Raw genomic sequence first — 14,600 nt, forward strand, 5'->3', positions numbered from 1 at the left:
GGCCGCAAGAACGTCATGCAGCGCGCAACGCAGCATCTTGCCCCCTACCATCAATCCTTTTTTCTGAATGATTGGTTTACATTACTGCGGGCAAGATGCTGCGCTGCGCGCTGCATGACAATCCTGCCAACAACCTGCTTTCTATGAACCCTGCCATCCTGCTCCCCGCCGCCAGCTACGACTTCGCCACCATCCAGAAGGTGAGCGGCAGCGGCCCGCCCGTGCCCGCCTCCGACCAGCTCGCCGCCGAAGAACCGCTCGAAATCCGCGTGGGCTACGAAACCGACGGCCCGCGTCAGCACCGCACCCTGTCCGTGACCATGCGCACGCCCGGCCACGACGAGGAACTGGCCGCCGGCTTCCTGCTCACCGAAGGCATTATCCAAAGTAAAGCTGACCTGCTCGGCATCATTCCCTGCCCCGACGTGCAGAAGGTCGAGGAAGCCGGCAATGTGGTGCGCGCCGAGCTGGCCGCCCACGTAAAAGTCGATTTTGCGGCCATGGAGCGGCATTTTTACACCAGCTCCAGTTGTGGTGTGTGTGGTAAAACCAGCATCGATGCCGTGCGTACCGCCAGTTGCCCGGTGCTGCCCGCCACCGGCCCGCACCTGCGCGCCGCCGTGGTGCATCAGCTGCCCGGGAAGCTGCGTGCCGCCCAGGCCGGCTTTGAGCAAACCGGCGGGCAGCATGCCTCCGCGCTGTTTACCCCGGCCGGTGAGCTGCTGCTGCTGCGCGAAGACGTGGGCCGCCACAATGCGCTGGACAAGGTGATTGGCGCAGCGCTGCTGGCCGGGTGGCTGCCGCTGCATCAGCACATTTTGCTGGTGAGCGGCCGGGTTAGCTTCGAGCTGGTGCAGAAGGCGGCGGCGGCCGGAATTGGGGTGCTGGCGGCCGTGGGCGCGCCCAGTAGCCTGGCCATTCAGGCCGCCGAGAGCTTTGGGATGACGGTGCTGGGTTTCGTGCGCAACGAGCGGTTCAACATCTATAGCCACGGCTGGCGGGTGCAAACGGAGGTTGCCGCAGCGGTAGCCCGCTGAGGTTCGCCGGGGCGTGCCAGAACAGCTCTACGAACCTCAGCGGGTTACCGCTGCGTCCTTTGCGGCAACTGTACCTCGCGCCGTGGCACATAAACTTGCTTAATACCTATAGTTCGGCAACGCCCAACCCGCCCGCCCGTTTAACTTTCACTTATGAAGCTCCGCATCGAAGACGACACCCTGCGCTTGCGCCTCTCCCAGGGCGAGCTGGACGAATTCGCCTCGACAGGCCGGGTTGAGGGGGCCGTGCATTTCGGCCTCGGCCCCGCCCAGCGCCTCACCTACGCCCTGGAACGCGGCTCCGAGCGGCCCCAAACCATGCCCGACGAAGAGCCCGTGCAAATCCACTACGAGCCCGGCGCGCTCACCGTACTGGTCCCCCTCACCCTGGCCAAAACCTGGGTTGAAACCGACCAGAACGGCTTTTCGCACAACCTGCCATTAGCTGAAAACCAGTTCCTCCGTATTCTGGTTGAGAAGGACCTGGACTGCCGACACTGATTTCAGTTACGAGTTAAAAGTTAGGAGTTAAGAGTTGCCGGACGTCTACTTATCGTGTGGCAATGTTTTAAGCGAACCAACTCCCACTGCTAACCAAACTCTTAACCTCTAACTCTTAACTCCTAACTCGACCATGGAAGATTCCCCGCAGACTGACCCCAGCAAGGCTGGCAAGACCGAAGAGCAGCTGGCCAAGCATGCTCCCACCAGCGGCGAGCGCCCCGACCAGGGCCACGCCCCGGTAGCCGACCACGAAATTCCCACCGCTGACAACCCTACCAAAGCCATGCACGAAGCCAGCGCCCACACCCCGCCCGCTGAGGAGCACATTCCGGCCCCACCCACCATGGAGGCTAAGTACCTGCACCCCATCCTGGCCCAGCCGCCCGAAGCCCTCACCGGCCTACGACTCGAAGGCCGAGAGAAAATCGCGGCCGGCGTCACGGCCGTGGTAAAATCCATGCAGTTCAGCTGGAGCGAGGGCGGCGTGGGGCGCGGCACCAAAGCCCTGCTCAGCCTCAACCAGAAGAACGGTTTCGACTGCTCCAGCTGTGCCTGGCCCGACCCGGATGAGCACCGCTCGGTGGCCGAGTTCTGCGAGAACGGGGCCAAAGCCACGGCTTCGGATGCCGATGATAAGGCCGCCGGTCCCGAATTTTTCGCCAAGCACAGCCTGGCCGAGCTGTCCAAGCTCACCGACCGCGACCAGAACAACGCCGGCCGCCTCACCCACCCGATGGTGAAGCGCCCCGGCGATAACCACTACTCGCCCATTGCCTGGCCCGATGCGTTCGACCTCATCGCCAAAGAGCTGAACGCCTGCAAAACACCGGATGAAGCCGTGTTTTACACCTCGGGCAAAATCCCGAACGAGCCGGCCTTCCTGTTCCAGCTGTTTGCCCGGGAGTACGGCACCAACAACCTGCCCGACTGCTCCAATATGTGCCACGAGAGCAGCGGCTCGGCCCTGAGCCCCACGCTGGGCCTGGGCAAAGGCTCGGTCACGCTCAACGACATTCACGAGGCGGAGGTCATCCTCATCATTGGCCAGAACCCGGGCACTAACCACCCGCGCATGCTCTCGGCCCTGCAAATTGCCAAGCGCAACGGGGCCAAAATCATCAGCGTGAATCCGCTGATTGAGGCCGGCCTGAACCACTTCAAAAACCCGCAGGATTTCATGAACCCGCTGCGGGCGCTAGGCGCGCTCATGGGCGACGGCACCCAAATCACCGACGTGTTCCTGCAAGTGCGCGTGGACGGCGACATGGCCCTGCTACGCGGCATCATGAAGCACCTATTTGAGGCCGAGGATTTGAACCCCGGCCAGGTGGTGGACCGCAGCTTCATTGCCGAATTCACCGAAGGCTTCGACTCGTTCGAGCAGAACATTCGCAACACGAGTTGGGCCGAGATTGAGGAAATCAGCGGCATCAGCCGCGCCCAGCTGCTGGAAGCGGCCAATATCATCGCCCACAAGCAGAAAATAATCACCTGCTGGGCCATGGGCGTCACGCAGCAGCGCAAGGGCGTCGAAACGATTCAGGAAATTGTGAACCTGCACCTTATGAAAGGGGCCATCGGCAAGCCCGGCGCGGGCACCTGCCCGGTGCGCGGCCATTCCAACGTGCAGGGCGACCGCACGATGGGCATCTGGGAGCGCGTGAAAGGTGATTTCCTTGATGCGCTGGAAAAGGAGTTCAAATTCACCGCGCCGCGCGAAGACGGCCTCGACGTGGTGGAGAGCCTGAAGGCCATGCACGCCGGCAAAACCCGGGTGTATTTCAGCTTGGGCGGCAACCTGCTGGCCGCCGGCCCCGATACCGAGTTCATCGCCGAAGCCATGCGCAAGCAGAAACTGACCGTGTTTGTAGGTACCAAGCTCAACCGCGGCCACCTCACCACAGGCGAAACCAGCCTGCTGCTGCCCACCTTCGCCCACGTCGATATCGACATGCAGAAGGCTGGCCACCAGATGACGAGCTGCGAAAATTCGATGGGCGTGGTAAGCCAGAACAAGGGCATCCTGGTGCCGCTGGCCGGCGACCAGCTCAGCGAAGTGGCCATTATCAGCGGCATGGCCATTGCCACGCTCGGCGACAAAACCCGCACCGACTGGGTGGCCATGACGGAGAACTACGATGTCATCCGCGAAAGCATTGCCCGCGTCATCCCCGGCTTCGAGGACTTCAACCAGAAGCTGCGCGAGCCCGGCGGCTTCTACCTGCCCAACGGCCCCCGCGAGCGCAAGTTCACGACCAAGGACGGCAAGGCCCACTTCAGCACCACCACGCTGGAGAAGTACGACGTGGCGCCCGACCAGCTTATCCTGATGACCGTGCGCTCGCATGACCAGTTCAATACCACGATTTACGAGTACAACGACCGGTACCGCGGCATCCACAACGAGCGCCGCGTGCTGTTCATGAACCCGGCCGATATGGCCGCCCGCAGCATCAAAGCCAAGGACCTCATCGACATCACCAGCCATTTCCAAGGCGAAGAGCGCACCGTAGAAAAGTTCGTGGCCGTGCCCTACGACATCCCGAAAGGCAACGTGTCGGCCTACTTCCCCGAGGCTAACCCACTGGTGCCCATTACTAGCGTAGCCAAAATAAGCAACACGCCCACCTCGAAATACGTGGTGGTAACGGTGGTGCCCACGGCGGTGAACAACGACAAGCGCATTAAGCAGCGCGAGGCGATGATGGCGTAACGGGCACGTCTGTCGTTGCGAATGGAGCGTAGCGCGGCAATCCGTTCTCTCGATGCAGAAAGACTTGAGATATGAAAAGCCCCGGCACTTTGCAGTGTCGGGGCTTTATATTTCCAGATAATTGGAAAATTACAGCGTTGAGGAAAACCAATTCAACAAAACGTTTTGTTGAATTCAAGAGGCAACAAACTGATTTTTAAGTATGATCTGATAATAACCAACAAAAACTGTTGTACGAAACTGTCCGGATATTTGGAAACTTGCTGTAGATTTGCAGCGTAACAACGCCAAAAAACAAGGGGCCGAACCTCCCGGCCCAGCCCCTTGCCGCCTCTTACAAGTAGTGAATGGCTGCCGAAAGGGCGCCACTACCTACTGCAAGTCCGACAAGCCACTTCACTAGCTCATCGGACAGCTGGAAGTCAAGTCGAAACTTGGCTCCCGGTTTTACACGCTTGTTTCTCATCTTCAGGGAGAATTAGGTGCTCAACCACCTTCTTCTTTTAAGCCCCGACCGTTCCACCGGCCGGGGCTTTGTCTTTTCTCAAAGACCGCCGAGGTGAGGTGGATTAACCGTGCTGTGTAAAGGTATTGATAGTGATTGGGGTTTGAGAGAAGGCGTGAATTAAATAACTGCATTACAATTGATTAAAAATTTATTTTTTAATTGTTGGAAACAGTGATGAAAAAGGATTTAAGCAAAGGCTGATACGCCAAAAAGGCCCGCTGAATAGCGAGCCTTTTTCATGATAAAAGTAGCCTTTGAAGCACTTTCAGTGCCCCCTCTCCTCCCGAGAAGGGCAGGGGTGAGGCTACGCCGTCTCACCCGTCTTCTCCATGTCGAACAACTCGCCCAGCAATTCCACCCATTGCCCGCCATCGTCGCGCTTGCAGGCGGCTTTGAGCTGGAGCACATGCTGCTTGAGAATCTTCTGCATCAGCGAGCGGGTGGCTTCGTCGAGGAGCTTGCTTTCGGCGGGGGTGGCGCGTTTCTGGTAACGGTCGAGCTCTTCCTGACGGAGAGTTTCGAGGTTGGCCTTCATTTTCTGGATGAGGGGCGACACCATCATTTCCTTGGCCCAGTCATTGAGACCGGCAATGCTTTCGGCGATGATGGCACGCACCTGCGGCACAGCTTCGAGGCGGGTTTGCAGCGCGGCCGAGGCTTTGCTCTGAATGGCGTCGATGTTATAGACAAGCACGCCGGGCACTTGCTCCACATCGGCGGCAATGCTGCGGGGTACGCTCAAGTCAATCAGGAACTTGAAGCTGAGCACATCCAGGTGCTCGGCCAGTTCGCGGGTGAAGAAGGGCTCGCTACGGTTGATGGATGAAATGACAACGTCGGCTTCTTTCAAAGCAGGCACGAGGCCTTCAAACTCCACGATGCGCATGTGGCACTCGGCGGCTAGTTCCTCCGCTTTGGCGCGGGTGCGGTTGCAGAGCGTGACTTCGCCAAAGGCCTTGCTGGCGGCCAAGTGGCGGCACACATCGGCCCCGATTTCACCTAACCCAACTACCAGAACTTTGGGGTTGGCCACGTCGGCGGTCAATTCTTCGACCAATTCCAGGGCGGCGTAGCTGACCGAGGCAGCCCCGTCGCGGAAGCTGGTTTCGGTTTGAACGCGCTTGTTGGTGAAGAAAACCGTGTGCAGCAGGCGGTGCAGGAAGGGGCCGGCGGCGTCGGCGTCGGCAGCCCACTGGTAGGCCATTTTCACCTGGTTGCTGATTTGCAGGTCGCCCACTACCTGGGCATCGAGGCCCATGGCGACTTCGAACAGGTGTTGCACGGCCGCGTCGGCGGTAGGCAGCAGGTCGAAGTAGGGCAGGAACTGGCCGATGTCGGCGCGGTCTTTCAGGTGGCCCAGGGCGAGGATGATTTCGCGGCTGCGGTCGTCCTCGGCGGCGTAGTACACCTCGGTGCGGTTGCAGGTGCTCAGCACAAGCAGGTCGGTGAGACCCAGCTCATTGTGCAGCGTATTCAGGAAGCGACGGCAGGCGGCCTCGTCCAGCGAAAGCAGCTCGCGGATGGCGAGCGGGGCTTTCTTGAAGGAGAGGCTGACGGCCTTGAACGGATGCGACATAGATGAAATCGGCACGAAACCGGACGACAAAATTACGGCAGGAATCGGCAAGTATGAAACAGCCAATGCAACTCTCCGGTTCGGGCAATTGCGCAATAATCTGGAAGCCCGCCCTTCACGGGCCTCGTACCTTTGTGCCATGCTCACCAAAACTCCACCCGCTCCCGATTATCCACTCGTGCCGGTGCCCGCCGGGGTTGCTTCGGAGGGACCCAGAGTGGCCAATGAAACCACCCTGCCGGGTTCTGCCGACGAAACCGCGTCCCTCGAAGCCACCGAAGCCTTGGCCGCTCCCGCGCCGGCCGTGACCTCGCCGGTGGCGTGGATGCTGCTGGTCATTCTGGCGTCCATTTGGGGCACGTCGTTTATTCTGATGAAGAAGGGGTTGGTGGTGTTTTCGGCCATGGAGCTGGGCGCTACCCGCGTGAGCGTGGCGGCGCTGCTACTGCTGCCGTTTGCCCTGCGCCATGTGGGGCGCGTCGAGCGCAACCGCTTCAAGTGGTTGGCCCTGAGTGGGGTGGTGGGCACGCTGATTCCGGCGTTTCTGTTTGCTTATGCCGAAACGCGGCTGGCCTCGGGGCTGGCGGGCGTGCTCAACGCCCTCACGGTGGTGTTCACGCTGCTGGTGGGGGCCTTGCTGTTCCGGCAGCGGCTGACGGGCCTGCGGGTGCTGGGCATCACGCTGGGGCTGGTGGGCACGGTGGTGATGCTACTGCTCGGCGGCAGCGGCGGCGATGCCACGCCCGCCGGCGAGGGCAACGCCTGGTACGGCATCTATATTCTGATTGCGACCATGGGCTACGGCCTGAGTGTGAACGTGATAAAGCACAAGCTGGGTGGCATGACGCCGGTGGCCGTGACGTCGGTGCTGCTGCTGCTCATCGGCGGGCCGGCGCTGGCATATCTGCTGCTGGGTACCAGTTTTCTGCACAAGCTGGCCACCGTGCCGGGGGCCTGGGCGGCGTTTGGCTACATCGCGCTGCTGGCCACCATGAGCACGGCCGTGGCCATGGTGCTCTTTAATAGACTGATTCAGCAATCGACGGCGCTGTTTGCTTCTTCCAGTACTTACCTGATTCCCATCGTAGCCCTAGCCTGGGGCGCGCTGGATGGCGAGGCGTTCAACCTGTGGCATTTTGCTGGCATGGTGGTGATTCTGGCCGGCGTGCTCATCATTCACCGGGCGAAATGACACCTGCGTCTTAATAAAGGAATGAGGAATTGGGAAATGACCGGGTGGGGCCGAAATTCCTCGTTCCTCATTAAGCGAAGCGTCAAAACGCTTTCATCACGCTCAACTGCCCCCAGCGGTGCGAGCGGCCGCCCGTAAATTCCGGCGTAACCCAAGTGGCCGTGGCGGCAAAACTCAGCCCGCCGTGGGCCAGCACCATGCCGCCGGAGCTGCGCAAAACGGCCCGGCGCACGTCGCCAGCGGCCAGCGTGTACGGGTCGCGGCGGGTGAACGGGCTGCCCTGCAAGGTGGCATCGTAGCCGATGAGGCGGCCTTCCAGCGTGGCTTCGCCGTAAAATTGCCAGGGTTTCGGCTCATCGCGGCGCTCCGAATATGTGGTGCCCGGATTGGCAAAATAGGGGCTGAATTTTCCCGCCCGCAGCCGCAGCCCCGTGCCGGCGTAGGTGTACAGCGTGCCCAATGAGGCTTCGGCAGAGCCCAGCAGCTCGGCGTGGCGGCCAGTGGCCAGCAGTTGCCGCTCAAACGCTACGCGATAGCCGATGATGGGCGCGTTGCGAATCTGATAATCCCAGCCACGCGGCGCGGCGTTGCCCGTGACGCGGTGGATGGCGGTTTGCAGCTCCTTGCCGCCCGCCGCCGGGCCGATGAAGCCGAGTTCCAGCGCCGTGGTCAACCGCTGATGCCGCGTTGGCTGGTTGCTGACGCGGAAAAACGAGCCGTACAGATACGCCGCATACGGCCGGTCACCCACCCGAATAAATGGGTCCTGAATGCGTAGGGGCGTAAACCCGTCGTAGCGCAGCGTGAGGCCGTGCTGTTGCGTGCTGCCGCGCGTGCCGGCCGCCAGCAGGTGCCGCACCGGCAGCCGCGCCAGCACCGGATGCACCAGCGTAAGCGTCATGCCCTGCGTGAAATAATAATCGGTGCGAAAAAACAGGTCGTTGGCGTAGGTGTAGCGCAGCAGCCGGGCCGGGCTGATGGGGTGCAGGGTATCGGCCGGCGCGGGAGCCGCTGGCAGCAGCCGGGGCAGCGAGAATAGAAGCACAAGAAACAGCAGGCGCATAAGTGACGGGAGGTACGCGCTGGCGGGCGGCGAGGATTGGAGGTGCGCTGGTTTGGTGGTAAGAGCCAGGCCGTCATGCTTTGGCTGCGCTCAGCACGACGTTCAAGGAATTCACGTTCTACTCATTCGCATAGGGCCACTCCTGAAAGCGGGCGGACAGGCCGGCCTGCCGGGCATTGCCGCGCACGTAGGCCAGCAGGCGGGTGAGCTCGGCCTCGTCCTGCACTTCGTAGGCAAACCAGCCCATCTGCCAGAACTCGGCTTCGGGCGGGAGCCTGGGGCGCACCAGGCGGCGGCAGGCGGTGCCGGAGCGCAGGCGCAGCAGGTCGATGGCTTTGGCGAAAGAAAGGTTGCTGGTTTCAGGCAAATGCACCACGAAATGCGCGTGGTTAGGCAGAATGGCGAAGCCGTAAACGGTTAAACCAACTTCCTCCAGCATCATGATTTCACCGGCCAGCACCTCGGCTATTTTCTCATCCTCAAAAAAGCTGGGGCCGATGGGAGCACGGTCCAGCACGGCATCGAACTTGGCGAAAAACTGCTTCTGGGCGCGGTAGTGGTCGGTGCCGGCTTCGCGGGCCTGCCGCAGCCCGGCGGCCAGCTCGCGGCCGGTGGCGGCGGGCATGGTGCCGTGCAGGCGGAAGGTGAGCAGGCTGGTCACGGAATTAGATGAGTTTTTGGAATTTCACGGATTAGGTAGCTGTGGGAAGCGTGTTGGGGAGGCTCAGGGTTCGACTGTGTAATCCGCCAGCCGGCGCAACGGAGTGGGTTTGCTCCTGCCACGCTTCTTGGCCAGCCGCTTACAGTCTTCCGAAATCTCTTCGAATTGATAGTCGCCCGTTACAAAGTTGGTGTCGCGGTAATTCCAACCAGCGGGGCCTGCCAGGTTGGGGCAGTCACCGTCGTTGCGGCCCGCTTCGGTTAGCTCCCCAATCAGGTAAAAAGTGTCGTGCTGATATCGAAACCGGGCAACTGTGCGACGATACCACCCCGTATAGGTGAAGTGTTCGATGATGAGCACTCCGGCCCGGATGCGCAGGCTAGAAAACGGGTCGGAGCCCTGGCCTCCGCAATTGTCGCAGAGCACTGCGTGGGCTGTGCTTTCGACTAGCGCGTAGCCTGTTGCGGTGCCAAACAAAATTATCAATCGCGGCGGTGGCCCATCGGCCGGGTTGCTGGAGTCGGCCGTTGCCGCATAGAGCAGGGCGGCCACGTCGGGCCGGTCATCGTGGTTCAGGTCGCCCGTGGCATAACCAAGCCGCAGGGTATCGTAACCGGCCGGAATAAAATCGGCTAGCAGCCGCCCTGTGGCCGGGAATCTGGGTGTAGCAGCTGTTTGGGCATATGCTCCTGACTCAACAAAAAAAGCCAGCCATATCATAAGAATAATTCTCATGGCGCTGAAAGTAATCGGTGTTACGCCAAAACGCACTCAACCCGCCGCCACAGCCGTGGCCGGCAGCTTGATATAAAACGTCGTCCCCACGTTTTCCTGGCTCTCGACCCAGATGCGGCCCTGGTGCAGCCGCACTATGGTTTCGATGATGTGCATGCCCAGGCCGGTGGTTTTTTCGCCGCGCAGGCCGGGCCGGCGGGCCGGCGTGAAACGGTCGAAGAGCACGGGCAGCAGGTGGGCCGGAATGCCGATGCCGTCGTCGGCCACGGTCACGAGCACATGGTCGGGGTGCTGGGCCAGGCCCACGGTGATGCGGCCGCCCTCGTTGGTGAACTTAATGGCGTTCGACATCAGGTTGTTAATCACCTGCAAAAACTTGTTGTTGTCGATTTCCACGTACAGGGTGGGCTGCGAATGCTGGAAGGCGAAGTGCTTGGACACCAGGTGCTCTCCCTGCCGGTACGTGTCTACCACCTGACCGATGTTCTGCACCAAATCCACGCGAATGGCCTTGTAATCCACGCTGGCCGAGTCCATAAACTCGCCGTCCACGAAGTCGCGAATGAGGTTCACGCTGTCGCGGCAGGTGTTCTCCATCACCCCAATCAGCTTGCGCACCAGCGGGTCATCCAGGGCCTGGGTGCGCTCGCCGAGCACGGTGGCCAGCTGCTGGAGCATATTGAATGGCCCGGCCAGGTCGTGCGACAGGATTTCGAGCGTCGTGTTCTTCTTGGCCATGTACTTGTCGGCGTTGCGCAGGTACTCCTGCTCCACCGTCACGTCCTGCACCGTGCCGCAGAGCAGCCGCTGGCCATCGCTGCCCACGGCGGACCAGGCCTGCATGCTCAGCCAGCGCAGGGGCACCTCGGGGCGGGGCTGCACGCGCAGCAGCAGGTCGTCGCACAGCTCGCCGGCCGCCAGCTGGCCCAGGCAATGCAGGGCGTAGGCCTGGTCATCGGCGGGCAAGTAGCGCAGCAGGCGGGGCAGGTCGGCATCCGCGTCTGCGCACCGGGCACCGGGAAACAGCTGCTCGTAGGCCGCACTCACGTAGAGCAAGCGGCGGGCCGCCACGCTATACACAAAAGTCGTGAGCGGGCTGCCTTCGAGCAGGTGCTGGAATAGTTCGGCGAGTGGGAGCATAAGGAGTTTGCAGGCAAAGGGTGAGCAGTAAGCAAGCGCTGACCCGATGGCAAACAGCTAAGCCATCACCCGGTTCAGCTTCGAATTTTTGTAGCCGTAGCCAAAGTACACCGCCAGCCCAATCAGCAGCCACACGAAAAACAGCGTCCAGTTGCTGATGCCCAGCTCGGTCATCAGGTACAGGTTGATGAGCAGGCCCAGGGTGGGCAGCAGGGAGAGCTTTTTGCGGAATGACAGGGCGCTCATGCCCACGCAAAACAGCAGGAACACCAGCGTGGGAATCTGGTGGGCGAAGCCGCCCGTCACTTTGCCGCTCACCGCATCGGTCTGCAGCCAGCCGTGCTGCCCGGTCGCATCGAGCCAGAACTCATGGTTGCCGGTCGCATTGAAACGGTAGACCAGGTAAGCCCCAATGGCCAGAATGAGCGGCACCAGCCACTGCCCGTTGATGTACGGTACCTTAAAACGGGCCTCCGACTTGCCATACGGGTCGATGATGAGAATGCCGCCGCACACCAGCGCAAACGCGAACAGCGTACCAATACTGGTGAGGTCGACCACCAAATCCATGTTCAGAATCAGCGCCGGCACCGCCACAAAGAAGCCCGTGACGATGGTGGCGAACGAAGGCGTATGAAAGCGCGGGTGAATGCGCGAGAACACCGAGGGCAGCAGCCCGTCACGGCTCATGGTGAGCCAGATGCGCGGCTGCCCCAACTGAAACACCAGCAGCACCGAGGCCATCGCAAACACCGCGCTCACCGCCACCAGCCCCGACAGGCGCGACAGCCCCACCTTGGCAAATACGAAGGACAGCGGGTCGCCCACGCCCAGTTCCTTATACGACACCATGCCCGTAAGCACCAGCGTGATAATCACATACAGCACGGTGCAAATGATGAGGGCATACATCATGGCCTTGGGCAGGTCGCGTTGCGGGTTCTTGCATTCCTCGGCCGTGGTCGAGATGGCATCGAAGCCGATGTAGGCAAAGAACACCGCCGACACGCCCTTGAGCACGCCGCCCACGCCGTTGGGGGCGAAGGGGTGCCAGTTATCGGGGTTCACGTAGAACGCGCCCACCACAATCACGATGAACACGATTACCAACTTCAACAGCACCAGTAGGTTGGAGGCGTTTTTGCTTTCCTTGATGCCCACGTACACCAGCGCCGTAATGGCCACGGTGATGGCAAAGGCCGGCAGGTCGATAACCAGATGCAGGCTGTCGGACAGGGCCGGGGCCTGCATCCAGGCCTTGTAGCCGTCGAGCTGGGCCGGTGATACGGCGGCCGTAGCCTCGGCCAGCGACTTGCCCGACTGCACCAGCGTCTGCACGGCATCGTAGCCGGCGTGGCCGGTTTGGGTGCCCATCGTGAGCCAGAGCGGGATGTGCAGCCCGATACCGTCCATCAAACCCGTGAAATAATCGGACCACGAAATGGCCACCACGATGTTGCCCACCGCATATTCCATTATCAGCGCCCAGCCAATAATCCAGGCCGCCAGCTCGCCAAATGAGGCGTAGGCATAGGTGTAAGCCGAGCCGCTGACCGGGATGGTGGCCGCGAACTGCGCGTAGCACAGCGCCGAAAACGCGCAGGCAATGGCCGTGAACACAAACAGCAGCGACACCGCCGGCCCGCCGTCCAGACTGGCCTTGCCGATGGTGCTGAAAATGCCGGCCCCGATAATGGCCGCGATGCCCAAGGCCGTGAGGTCGCGCACGGTGAGGTGGCGCTCCAGGCCGCCGGGCGAATGGCCTTCGTGGTCGGCGGGTGGGTTTTGCAGAATGGCCGCGATGGTTTTGCGGCGGAAAAGCGACTTTTCAGAACTCATGTAAGGTGGGAGGGGCGGGTTTGAGGGGCAAAAGATAACGCCCCGGCGCGGGTTGCGGCCCGCGCGGCCCCGGCTACCTCAAGTGCAGCGACTGCATGAACGCGCTTTCGACCAGCGAGCCGCCGATGTTCAGCACGGCCGAGCCGCGCCCAATCTGCATGGGGATTCCCACCGAAAAAGCGCCCAGTCCACCGTAGTTGCTGGGGCTGCCGTAGCCACCAAAAGGGGCGGGGCGTTGGGCCAGTGGGGCAAAGCCTGGGTTGAGCAGGGCATCGCCGGGGTTATAAAGCATGCCGGCCCCGTTGCCTTGCAGGCGGTAGGGCACAAAGCTGTATTGCACGAAGGGACGCGGCCGGCCCTTGGCACTGCTGCCCAGCTGGTAGCGCAGGTAGGGCTGCATGGCGTAGCTGTAGCCCGATGCCGTGGGCAGTGGCGTGTAGTTGCCCACCACGTAGGCTCCCGTGAGAAAATGGCCCTGGCTGGGCGGGGCCGGGGCCGGAATTTCCAGCCCGAGCGCGGCGGTGGTGCGCGTTTGGGCGGGGCTCAGCAGGGGCAACAAAACCAGCGCCAGCGGCGCAATGCGAAAAAAATGGAGCATGGCAGCAAACGTAAGTGGGGGAAGGCCCGAGTAAAGGGTATGGCTAAGTTACGGAATTTGGGTGGGGGCGTGTGTGTATTTTTTTGGCGGCCGGCATCTTCCGGGCATACTTCTTCGCCAATATTCCATGCGCCGCGCCGTTTCCCTGTCCGTTCCGCAGCCCTGCCCCGAAAACTGGGCCGCCATGTTGCCCACCGCCGCTGGCCGCCACTGCGCCGCCTGCGCCCAGACGGTGGTCGACTTCACCCTGAAAACCGATGCCGAAATCCTGGCCTACCTGGCCGGAGCCGCGAATGGCCGCACCTGCGGGCGCTTCGCGGCGGGGCAGCTGGAGCGGCCGTTGCAGCGCGCCGCCCCGGCTGCCCCAACGGCCCGGTGGCGGGCCTGGCTGGCGGCCGCTGTGGCCGTTTGGGGCCTGCGGGAAGGCAGTGGGGTGGTGGCCCAGGCGCAAGCCCCGGCCGAATGGCGCGCCCGCTACTGGGGTGGCCCGGTGCCGGCCGCGCCGCCGCTTGGGGCAGAAATCCCCACTCCGGAAGGGCCGTCGGTCAATTCCAGTCCAACAACAATGGGCGCACCTGAAGTCGACGATATGCTGCCGGCTCACCTCGATTCATTGACGGCCACGCCACCCGGGTTGCGGGGTACTATCATCGATGCCAAAGCGCACGAAACTATTCCGGGAGTTACGGTGCTGATAAAAGGCACTACAACGGGCACATCTACCGATGCGGACGGGCGCTTTGTGCTGCCCGTGCCAGAAGCGTCACTGAATAAAGACATAACCCTGGTATTCAGTAGTGTCGGCTTTGTGACGGAAGAGCGGATGGTACGGTTTGGCAGTACCAGTCAATTGATAGCAATGCAGCTGAATACCCAGGTCCTGGGCGTAATGGAGATGTACATGCCGGTGCTGCCGCCCGCGCCCTGGCACCCGCGAGCATTTTACTACTGGGGCAAATACTGGCTCACCCGGCCCTTCCGCCGCAGCTAATGCCGGCGCATTTTCCCTATTGCTTTCCCCAAAACTGCTACTT

General features: G+C 61.6%; 12 protein-coding genes. 5 read left to right on the plus strand and 7 right to left on the minus strand.

All coding sequences use genetic code 11. From position 1 onward, the window contains the following. Positions 1–143: 143 nt before the first annotated feature. The 3 genes from fdhD to ACVWYF_RS18575 all read left to right on the plus strand — a co-directional run bounded on the left by fdhD (position 144) and on the right by ACVWYF_RS18575 (position 4,254). On the plus strand, positions 144–1,037 hold the full coding sequence (gene fdhD / locus ACVWYF_RS18565; protein WP_457070783.1) for a formate dehydrogenase accessory sulfurtransferase FdhD: 894 nt from the start codon (positions 144–146) through the stop codon (positions 1,035–1,037). 153 nt (positions 1,038–1,190) lie between these two features. Continuing rightward, positions 1,191–1,538 (plus strand): DUF7009 family protein, encoded by a 348-nt coding sequence (locus ACVWYF_RS18570; RefSeq protein ID WP_457070786.1) that lies wholly within the window; start codon positions 1,191–1,193, stop codon positions 1,536–1,538. A 133-nt stretch (positions 1,539–1,671) separates the two neighbouring features. After that, positions 1,672–4,254, plus strand: coding sequence for an FdhF/YdeP family oxidoreductase (locus ACVWYF_RS18575; RefSeq protein WP_457070789.1), 2,583 nt, complete (start codon positions 1,672–1,674; stop codon positions 4,252–4,254). An 812-nt stretch (positions 4,255–5,066) separates the two neighbouring features. On the opposite strand, the gene hemA is transcribed toward ACVWYF_RS18575, so the two are convergent. Then, on the minus strand, positions 5,067–6,338 hold the full coding sequence (hemA, locus tag ACVWYF_RS18580) for a glutamyl-tRNA reductase (RefSeq protein ID WP_457070791.1): 1,272 nt from the start codon (positions 6,336–6,338) through the stop codon (positions 5,067–5,069). A gap of 139 nt (positions 6,339–6,477) precedes the next feature. On the opposite strand from hemA, the gene ACVWYF_RS18585 reads away from it, so the two are divergent. Further along, the gene (locus tag ACVWYF_RS18585) at positions 6,478–7,530 is read left to right on the plus strand and encodes a DMT family transporter (protein WP_457070793.1); all 1,053 of its coding nucleotides are present in this window, start codon (positions 6,478–6,480) and stop codon (positions 7,528–7,530) included. 82 nt (positions 7,531–7,612) lie between these two features. On the opposite strand, the gene ACVWYF_RS18590 is transcribed toward ACVWYF_RS18585, so the two are convergent. The 6 genes from ACVWYF_RS18590 to ACVWYF_RS18615 form a co-directional block, all read right to left on the minus strand. After that, positions 7,613–8,593: a lipid A deacylase LpxR family protein gene (locus ACVWYF_RS18590; RefSeq protein ID WP_457070795.1), complete on the minus strand. Its 981-nt coding sequence runs from the start codon at positions 8,591–8,593 to the stop codon at positions 7,613–7,615. Between the two features lie 118 nt (positions 8,594–8,711). Then, the gene (locus ACVWYF_RS18595) at positions 8,712–9,254 is read right to left on the minus strand and encodes a transposase (protein ID WP_457070797.1); all 543 of its coding nucleotides are present in this window, start codon (positions 9,252–9,254) and stop codon (positions 8,712–8,714) included. Positions 9,255–9,317: 63 nt separating this feature from the next. Continuing rightward, positions 9,318–9,989 carry a hypothetical protein gene (locus ACVWYF_RS18600; RefSeq protein ID WP_457070799.1) on the minus strand — a complete coding sequence of 224 codons (672 nt, stop codon included), beginning with the start codon at positions 9,987–9,989 and terminating at the stop codon, positions 9,318–9,320. A gap of 36 nt (positions 9,990–10,025) precedes the next feature. After that, positions 10,026–11,129: a sensor histidine kinase gene (locus ACVWYF_RS18605; protein ID WP_457070801.1), complete on the minus strand. Its 1,104-nt coding sequence runs from the start codon at positions 11,127–11,129 to the stop codon at positions 10,026–10,028. Between the two features lie 57 nt (positions 11,130–11,186). Further along, entirely contained in the window at positions 11,187–12,968 is a 1,782-nt protein-coding gene (locus tag ACVWYF_RS18610; protein WP_457070803.1) for an amino acid permease, read from the minus strand. A gap of 73 nt (positions 12,969–13,041) precedes the next feature. Then, on the minus strand, positions 13,042–13,566 hold the full coding sequence (locus ACVWYF_RS18615; protein WP_457070805.1) for a hypothetical protein: 525 nt from the start codon (positions 13,564–13,566) through the stop codon (positions 13,042–13,044). A gap of 127 nt (positions 13,567–13,693) precedes the next feature. Between ACVWYF_RS18615 and ACVWYF_RS18620 the strand changes: the two genes are divergently transcribed. Then, positions 13,694–14,557, plus strand: coding sequence for a carboxypeptidase-like regulatory domain-containing protein (locus tag ACVWYF_RS18620; RefSeq protein ID WP_457070807.1), 864 nt, complete (start codon positions 13,694–13,696; stop codon positions 14,555–14,557). Positions 14,558–14,600: the final 43 nt, after the last annotated feature.

The organism is Hymenobacter sp. UYAg731 (genome assembly GCF_054061335.1).

Coding starts and splice junctions, on each gene's coding strand:
- fdhD (WP_457070783.1), top strand. CDS start 144: ATGAACCCTGCCATCCTGCTCCCCGCCGCCAGCTACGACTTCGCCACC.
- ACVWYF_RS18570 (WP_457070786.1), top strand. CDS start 1,191: ATGAAGCTCCGCATCGAAGACGACACCCTGCGCTTGCGCCTCTCCCAG.
- ACVWYF_RS18575 (WP_457070789.1), top strand. CDS start 1,672: ATGGAAGATTCCCCGCAGACTGACCCCAGCAAGGCTGGCAAGACCGAA.
- hemA (WP_457070791.1), bottom strand. CDS start 6,338: ATGTCGCATCCGTTCAAGGCCGTCAGCCTCTCCTTCAAGAAAGCCCCG.
- ACVWYF_RS18585 (WP_457070793.1), top strand. CDS start 6,478: ATGCTCACCAAAACTCCACCCGCTCCCGATTATCCACTCGTGCCGGTG.
- ACVWYF_RS18590 (WP_457070795.1), bottom strand. CDS start 8,593: ATGCGCCTGCTGTTTCTTGTGCTTCTATTCTCGCTGCCCCGGCTGCTG.
- ACVWYF_RS18600 (WP_457070799.1), bottom strand. CDS start 9,989: ATGAGAATTATTCTTATGATATGGCTGGCTTTTTTTGTTGAGTCAGGA.
- ACVWYF_RS18605 (WP_457070801.1), bottom strand. CDS start 11,129: ATGCTCCCACTCGCCGAACTATTCCAGCACCTGCTCGAAGGCAGCCCG.
- ACVWYF_RS18610 (WP_457070803.1), bottom strand. CDS start 12,968: ATGAGTTCTGAAAAGTCGCTTTTCCGCCGCAAAACCATCGCGGCCATT.
- ACVWYF_RS18615 (WP_457070805.1), bottom strand. CDS start 13,566: ATGCTCCATTTTTTTCGCATTGCGCCGCTGGCGCTGGTTTTGTTGCCC.
- ACVWYF_RS18620 (WP_457070807.1), top strand. CDS start 13,694: ATGCGCCGCGCCGTTTCCCTGTCCGTTCCGCAGCCCTGCCCCGAAAAC.